Source organism: Bellilinea sp., from assembly GCF_053501535.1.
This window is the reverse complement of record NZ_JBRCOK010000055.1, coordinates 1-7750: the sequence shown is the minus strand read 5'-3', so window position 1 is coordinate 7750 and position 7750 is coordinate 1. Positions and strand designations below refer to the sequence as shown.

The following is a 7750-nucleotide window of genomic DNA, read 5'->3' as shown; positions in this document are numbered from 1 at the left end:
CCAGATATTCGTTGGTATTCAAATAATCCGCCAGCAATTGTACCCGCCCGTATGGGAAATAATCGCGGCCTAACTGGGGGGTGGGTACAAGGATGCCGTCCACCATTTTGAACAACCATTTCAACTGCTCGGCAGGGGGTGGAAAAACCGGGCGTGAGCCGTTTTTGAACGGCAGGGGTAAGATACCCTTGCACCAGAAAGAAAACCCGGGGTGGTCTGATTCCAGGTGCTCCACACTCAGGTCAATATCCACCAACACTTTTTTACCGCGCGCCCGCCAGCGGGCTACGCCTGCCAGTGTGTTCTCAAACAGGTAACGGTGCAGGATAATCACATCAGCAGAGGTACATACCTCAACGGCTGCCGGGCTGTTGTGAAAGAATTCCTCCAAAGGCAGAAAATGAACGGTATGACGGCCGCTGGCTTGCAGGGCTGAGGCTGGATTGTTGCAGCGGATGTGCACACGGTATTCATCCTCCGGCAGGGTGGAGTGGACAAAAGTAATCTTCACGCCGTCGGCCTCCCCGCTTCTGTCAGTTTTGCTGTTTTGGCGGAGCGAATGGTTTTTTCCAGCGTACGCAGCCACAGCAGGGTTACTTCGCTCGCCTCGCGGCTGAGCGCCATCTTTCGTCCCAGCATACCCATGGATTGACGGTGATCGGCATCCATGACCAGTTCCCGCAGGTGCAGATGCCATTCATCAATGCAGCCGGCCAGTCTTCCCCCCGCCATCCAGCGGCTGAACGGCACAACCGGGCTGCCTACCCAGGGTATGGCTTTGATGCCCGCTTCCACCAAAATTTGATCGGAAATCGAATCGTTATAAGGGTGGTTGCGCAGCGGAATCAGGAGAATATCCACCTGCTCCAGCAGATAGGGAAATTCCTCAACGCCGGTCATCGGCAAATACATCCGCCGGTTTTCCGGCAGAATATCAAAGAGATGATAGGCCTGATAATCCCCAATGACAACCAGGCGGGTTTGTGGAAACTCGCGCATCACCCGGATAACCGCCCTGCGGATGGACGCCAGATCCTCACTCTGACTGGGATTGGCCACCCAGCCGAGATGAACAGCCTCTCGCTGCTCACCTTCCTGCAGCCAGAGGAAATTGGTGCGCATCCAGCCATCCGGCACATACACCGCCGGCCTGCCGGCACTGCGCAGCGATTCAGCCTGTAAGGGCGAGGGGACGGTGATGCAGTCAGCCAGCAGCAGAGCGGATGCGTAAGCCTTGCCGCGGGCTGGAGTTCCCAGACCAAACGAAGCATAGGAAGGGTGAGTGACCGGCAGTTGTTCAAAATCGGTTTCCAAATCCACCAGCAGCGGCACCCCCATACCGGTCAGGCGGGCAATGCCTTCCATGTTTTCCGGTTTCAGGTGCGGGTTCGCTGCAATCATCAAATCCGGCAATTCACCCGATTGCAGACAATCCGGCAGGCTGCGCTCAACCTGCGCGCCGGCCTGCTGAAGCGCCGCCTCCAGCAGCGCGATGCGATTCGCCCGCCCGAATGCTTCACTTTCCAGCAGCAGCACCTTCCACTGCCCAAAAGGAACGGCAATCTCCTCCCCCTCGGGCTGGCTGGCAGCCCGCTCTACCATGTGAGCCTGCAGGGTGGATTGCAAAGCGCGCAGCGCCTGCTCTACTTCGGCATTGCCATCCGCCTGTGCCTGACGGATGTTGATTTCCAGCAAAGCCGGCAGGATTTCATCCATCTCATCCAGGCGCGCAGCAATTTCCTGAGCAGGATTCTCGGCGTGGAGGATGCGGTAGAGAATGCCGGCGGCTCGGTTCAATTCCTCCTCGCCAATCTCCTTCTGCCGCCCGGTCAGGCGTTGCAGCAGCTGCCCCACCGAAGCCGGATCATTGGGTAAGGGCTCATTTTGCAGGTTCCAGGATTCGCTCCACGCCTTTTCAATCTGGCGGCGCAGTTCCTCGTTGTGCGGGTCAAGCCACAATGCGCGTTCGTAAAAGCGGCGCGCCTGCTCACCCTGTCCGGCAGCCAAGTAGAGATTACCCATCGCTACCAATGAATCAACATCGTCGGGATAATCCTGCAAGATCGCGCTGAACAATTGCGCGGCTTCTTCCAACCGATTCTCGTCTAAACAGGTACGCCCCAGCGTTTTGCGAATCTTCAAATCCGGGGCGCTGACCACAGGCAGAGAATCCACCATCTCGTTTCCTGAACCTTTCCTTGAATCGATACCCATTCATCCGGCACATTAATCTGCTTTCTCATCTTAATCATCGAGGCAGAAAATGCCAATAAAAGCTTGCTGAAAATCCCGTAAAGAATGGATAAAGGCCGAAAACCCTGAACCATAACCCCATTTTTTATGCAGGGATGACCCATTTTTAACGTCCAATTTACAGACGAAACTTTGCCAATCCGTTAAACTGAACGCGTCATGAGTGATTCTCTGTTTTCTCCACTTTTGCCGCTTTATCCGGCGGGCAGGGCGGCGCAAGCCCCTGTGCTGACCTCCTCCGCCGCCCCGGCTCAAAACAGTGAATTTCAGAACTTGCTGGCAGCCCTGATGCTTTCCGGCGGCGGACTGGGCAGCAGCCCGGCAGCCGGCGGTGATTTACTCCCGCCGCTGCTGCTGATGCTGCTGGAGCAGTTAATTGCCCGTCAGGCTGAACAGAACAGCGCGGCTGGCAGTGTGGGGGCAGCCAACCTCCTGAACGGCGGGTCCATGTTTGCTCCCCTGGCCGCAGGCGAACCCTCCCCCGTGCCGTGGGGGCGGCCGGTTGGCGGACGGTTGACCCAGGCGTACCACGCCCATCACAACGGGCTCGACTTTGGCGTGCCGGTGGGAACGCCCGTGCGTTCAACCATGGATGGGCGGGTGGTCTATGCCGGCTGGAACGATCAGGGCTATGGCAATCTGGTGATCGTTGAAAACGGGCCCTACCGCACCTATTACGCTCATCTCTCCAGCATCCCGGTCAGCGTCGGTCAGCAGGTGGCTGCCGGTACGGTGATCGGCCTTTCGGGCAATACCGGCAACTCCACCGGGCCGCACCTGCATTATGAAATCCGCATCAACCACAAGGCGATTGACCCAACCGACCTGACCCTTAACCGACCGCCGCGCTGGTAACCAACTTTGCCCCGGCAGAGGATGGCTGCATGAATCCACCTCCCCAAAACCTGATCCCCATATTTTGGGAATATGCCAACCGCCGCATCCCCATCCGCCTGTTGAACCATTACCGCGGGATGCCGGTCATCAACGACGGGTGGATTGAACGCGTTGAAGAACAGGGGATTCTGGTCGGAACGCATAAAAATCAAATTGCCTGCCTGTACCTGACCCATAACACCGTTGTGGAGTTGGAAGCGCTGCAGTTGACCCTATCGGGGCAGGTGATCGGTATTCAACTGGCCAGCCGCAAAGCCCTGCTGGGGAACTTTGAGCCAATACCGCGGCCGTTCGTTCACCGCGCTCAGATTCGGGTCGAGCCGGAAGTGCCGGTACAGGTCTTTCTACGCGCCAGATCCGGCTATCAGGAAGTCAACGCCGCCATCAAAGACCTTTCCACACAGGGTTTGGGGATTTATCTGGAGCGCAGCCTGTATCACCCGCGCCTTTACCCGGTTGGGGGTGAGATTCAAGTGCGCTTCAGCCTGCCGATTAACCACAAAACCACCCCCCATACGGCGCCTCTTTCCGGTTCCACCCCTATGGAGGAACGCTTCAGCCGGGAGAGTATCCGCGGGCTACCGCAAAGCAGCCAGCCGGTCAAAATGACTGGTTCTCTGCCTCCTGCTACTTCTTCCGGCAATTTGAACCTGCGCGGAATTATCCGCAATGTACGCCCCGAACTGGGGGCGAACCGCTACCGGCTGGGGGTGCTGATCAGCACGCTGGATGAAAGCGGCCGGTTGACGCTGTATCAATACATGGCTCAACGTCAGGCAGAATTGATTCGGGAATTGAACCTGCTTTACGAAGGAATCGCCCGGCTGGGTAGTTAAGGCAGGAAAAACCTTTTCAACCTGTTGAGTGGCGAACAAATAAGTTCACCAGCGTGAGTTCAACCCAGGTGAAAAAACGGGTTGGGAATATAGTTGCCCCCTCCTGTCTCCTCCAAAACCGTTTCAGCGGTTTTGGGGGAGGTACGGTGGGGGTTGAAAATTCTTATTTTCGATTGAGAAGTAAATTATGCCAAACTGAGGTTTACGGGCAAGCAAAGTCTGCCTTTTTTATATCGGTCTCCCTTTCAGAAAGTTAAGGATGCTTTGCGTTACATTCGCGCCGCAAAGCACCCATCCTTTTGGGATTTGGCAACCAAATTTTACAGTTTGAACTGTACGACCACCTTTTCCAACACTTCTGCCATTTCAGAAAGTGAATGCGCCGAAGCCGAAACTTCTTCGACCTGTGCGCTCATCTCTTCCGCCGAAGCCGAAACCTCTTCAATGGCGGCGCTGTTCTGCTCGCTGACGCTGGCGATCGTTTCGATGGACATGGTCACTTCCGAAGAACTGGCCGACATTTGCTCGGTAGCCGCCGTATTTTCTTCAATGACTGCCGAAACCGAATCCACCGCAGCGATCATTTCGTTGGCAGCCCTTTCCATTTCAGCCGCGGCTCGTGCAGCCTGCTGGGCCTGCTGATTGACCTGCTCTACGGTTTGCAGGATTTGCTGGAGAGAATTACCGGCTTCTCCGGCCGATTCCACACCTTTTTCAACTTCCTGCGCGCTTTCCAGCATGGCGTTGACCGTTTCATTGACCGAAGTCTGAATGGCTTTGATCAATGCGCCAATTTCGCGGGTAGCGTTTGCCGAGCGTTCCGCCAGTTTGCGCACCTCATCGGCCACCACGGCAAAGCCCTTGCCGTGCTCGCCGGCGCGGGCCGCCTCAATGGCAGCGTTCAGCGCCAGCAGATTGGTTTGAGAGGCGATGTCTTCAATGGTTTCCACAATCACGCCAATCTGATTGGAGCGGTTGCTCATTTCGGCAATCTTTTCAGCCGAGAGATCTACTTTCTCGCGGATGGACTGCATTCCCTGAACGGTATGACGAACGGTATCCTGTCCATGGGCAGCTGCCTGCGATGCGGCGGCCGCGCCCTGAGAAACGGAACGGGCAATTTCAGCCACCTGTTGAATAGCCCGATGCAACTGGGCAGACAGTTGTGTCGCGCGGGCAGCCGCCTGAGCCTGTTCCTGCGCACCGCGTGCCACACCGTCAATGGTGTGCGCCATTTGATCCATGACACTCGCCGTGCGGCTGACCGATTCGGTTTGCTGACCGACACCGGCTGCCACCTGTTGAACTGTAGCGGCAATTTGGGTGGTGGCCTGCCCGGCCTGGCTGGATGCGGCTGCCAGCTGCCCGGCGGCTGCTTTCAGGCTGAGCGCGCTGATTTGCAAATGCTCCACCTGCTGGCGCAATTTGGTGATCATTTTGGCAAAGGACTGCCCCAAGACATCCTTTTCGGAAACCGGCTGAACCTGAACCGTCAAATCACCGGCGGCAATTTTTTCGGCTGCCTGCGCCATTTCCTTCTGATAAGCGATCAGCGCACGGAACGAATCGGCTAAAATGCCGACCTCATCGCGGCTGGTAAAAGCAACTTCCTGTTGAATATCACCCTGCGCCAATCCCTGTGCGGTTCTTGCCATGGCTTTGATCGGGTTGGCCAGGTTGCGTGCCAGCACAATCCCAACCGTTGCGCCAACCGCCAGAACGGCAATGCCCACCAGCAGGATGATATTGCGCAGCTGATTGACCGGTGCGTTGGCTTCAGCCACATCCTGTTCCACAATCACCCCCCAGCCGTTATCAAGAGTCATGTACGAGCCATACACCGGTACACCGCGGTAATCCGGATAGCGTTCGATGCCATGTTCACCACGAAGGATTTTTTCGGCGGCAAGGGTTTGCACCTTCACTTCCAGTTCCGGGCGCTCCTCGAACAAACCGAGTTGCTTCATCTCCTCGGCAAAGCGCGGCGGGGTGATCATATAACCGGCTTTGTTGATCAGGTAGGCATCCCCGCTTTGACCCAGCCAGGCATTTTCAAGCACCGCCTGAAATGCCGTGGTCGGTAGGGAACCCGCCACCATACCGATCACCTGTTTGGGATTCTGCGGATCGTAAAGCGGAGCCGCAACCACCATGATTACATTTCCAGTCGTTCTGGAAATTATTGGCTCGGCAATAACGGTTTGCCCCTGCATGGCTGCCATGAAGTAGGAGCGGTCGCTGACGTTCAAGGCGCTGTTTCCACTGGAATGGGCAATTGCATTGCCGGCGATATCGGTAACGAATAGGGTTTCGTACCAGTTCCATTGTTTGGCATACTGGAGGATGGCTTCTTGCACCGCTGTCGGATCCATCGAGCGGATGCGTGCAATCCCCGCTAGCGTTTCCATCTCCACCTTGCGCTGGTTCATCCATTCCTCGACAAACAACTCGGTTTGCTCGGCGTTCGATTCGATGCGCTGCATGATCGCCGATTCGAGCGCAGCGCGGCTCTGGAAGTAGGCGATCAAACCGACCAGCAGCACCGTGCCAAACGCCAGCAGCACAAAGGCACGCGCCAAACGGAACAGGAGGGTAGTTTGATTTTTATCCGATTTCAGAATTTGCCATTTGATTTGTTTCATAATCCTCTCCATGCAACATATCAAAATTCTTACCACTTCAACAAAGTATGTGGTACACCAAGCGTAAAACAAGTTGAGCGTAATTTGAATAAAAAACGGGTAAAGAGAAGATAAAGTGGAAGTAAAAAAATTGGAGTTCGGCTCAAGCGCAACACTTGACGATTTGGGGCGGGCGCGGTATATTAACAGCACGCCCTCGTAGCTCAATTGGACAGAGCGTTTGCTTGCGGAGCAAAAGGTTGCAGATTCGAGTTCTGCCGGGGGCACTACACAGGGATTCCATCCCTGTACCGAGCAACGCACCCGATGGATCCCTGGGTGCGTTTTGTGTTTTTGAGAGGTCAGGCATGGTTACGCTTCCCACACTCATCCCACTTTCCGAAGCCGCCCGCAAATACGGGCTGGACGAAGCCTATTTGCGCCAGATAGTTGAGAGGGGTAAAATCAGGGCTGCAATGGTCGCAGGTGAGATGGTGGTGAGCGAAGATGAAGTGCGCGAAGTGGTTGTGACTCGGAAAGAAGATTTACCGGAATATAAAAAACACCAACACTTAAGAGGAATGGGTATTAGCCTACCCAACGCTTCTGAAAAATACGGTCTAAATCCATCCACTATCTATAGATGGTTTAAAAAAGGCATTATTTCGGAAGTGTCTCGAGAGATAGATTTAGGGGGTGAGAGAATACTTTATGATGAAGCAGATATTGCTTATTGTGCAGAGATTTATAGAAGAAAAGGAAAACAAGGACGAAAGATATTTGACGAGAAGGGTATTCCTTACGTCCCAAAGAATGGTGCTTTGGCGGGATAAACATTAACAAACAATAGCTAATTGGTGGCGAATGCCATTCTTTTAATGAATAAATAATTCCAAGTTATTGACATGGTTGGAATTATTTGCTATACTCCCCATAGCACCTTCCCAACCCCATACAGACGCCTCAAACACAACGCCCCAATCAGGCGTTGTGCGCCCGACCGGGGCGTTCCGTGAGCCGTGTGGGTGGCACGCTCACGGTGAGGCAAGCAGAGTGCGCTGCTCACCCCGTGAATATTCTATCACGAGAGAACAGAGCCCTGCTAACCACACCAGCAGGGTTTTTGTTTAGCGGTGTTGGCTC

Annotated in this window: 6 protein-coding genes and 1 tRNA gene; 4 read left to right on the top strand and 3 right to left on the bottom strand. The window is 55.0% G+C overall.

Features of this window, described 5'->3' with window-relative positions:
• The coding region (locus tag ACWIZX_RS06170; protein WP_448335162.1) for a hypothetical protein at window positions 1-511 on the bottom strand (511 nt) is incomplete at its 3' end.
• Window positions 508-2178, bottom strand: coding sequence for a tetratricopeptide repeat protein (locus tag ACWIZX_RS06165; RefSeq protein ID WP_322792606.1), 1671 nt, complete (start codon window positions 2176-2178; stop codon window positions 508-510). The genes ACWIZX_RS06165 and ACWIZX_RS06170, both read right to left, overlap by 4 nt.
• A 234-nt stretch (window positions 2179-2412) precedes the next feature.
• On the opposite strand from ACWIZX_RS06165, the gene ACWIZX_RS06160 reads away from it, so the two are divergent.
• Both ACWIZX_RS06160 and ACWIZX_RS06155 read left to right on the top strand, forming a co-directional pair.
• A complete protein-coding gene (locus ACWIZX_RS06160; RefSeq protein ID WP_448335161.1) occupies window positions 2413-3108 on the top strand; it encodes a M23 family metallopeptidase in 696 nt (231 codons plus the stop codon).
• Between the two features lie 29 nt (window positions 3109-3137).
• Complete coding sequence (locus tag ACWIZX_RS06155) at window positions 3138-3986, top strand: hypothetical protein (protein WP_448335160.1); 849 nt, start codon at window positions 3138-3140, stop codon at window positions 3984-3986.
• Between the two features lie 320 nt (window positions 3987-4306).
• On the opposite strand, the gene ACWIZX_RS06150 is transcribed toward ACWIZX_RS06155, so the two are convergent.
• On the bottom strand, window positions 4307-6628 hold the full coding sequence (locus ACWIZX_RS06150; protein ID WP_448335159.1) for a methyl-accepting chemotaxis protein: 2322 nt from the start codon (window positions 6626-6628) through the stop codon (window positions 4307-4309).
• Between the two features lie 192 nt (window positions 6629-6820).
• On the opposite strand from ACWIZX_RS06150, the gene ACWIZX_RS06145 reads away from it, so the two are divergent.
• Window positions 6821-6894, top strand: a tRNA-Arg gene (locus ACWIZX_RS06145).
• An 81-nt stretch (window positions 6895-6975) separates the two neighbouring features.
• On the top strand, window positions 6976-7440 hold the full coding sequence (locus tag ACWIZX_RS06140) for a hypothetical protein (protein WP_448335158.1): 465 nt from the start codon (window positions 6976-6978) through the stop codon (window positions 7438-7440).
• Window positions 7441-7750: the final 310 nt, after the last annotated feature.

Bases quoted from the DNA above. Each gene is read 5' to 3' on its own strand.
- ACWIZX_RS06160 (WP_448335161.1), top strand. From the start codon at position 2,413: ATGAGTGATTCTCTGTTTTCTCCACTTTTGCCGCTTTATCCGGCGGGC.
- ACWIZX_RS06165 (WP_322792606.1), bottom strand. From the start codon at position 2,178: ATGGTGGATTCTCTGCCTGTGGTCAGCGCCCCGGATTTGAAGATTCGC.
- ACWIZX_RS06155 (WP_448335160.1), top strand. From the start codon at position 3,138: ATGAATCCACCTCCCCAAAACCTGATCCCCATATTTTGGGAATATGCC.
- ACWIZX_RS06140 (WP_448335158.1), top strand. From the start codon at position 6,976: ATGGTTACGCTTCCCACACTCATCCCACTTTCCGAAGCCGCCCGCAAA.
- ACWIZX_RS06150 (WP_448335159.1), bottom strand. From the start codon at position 6,628: ATGAAACAAATCAAATGGCAAATTCTGAAATCGGATAAAAATCAAACT.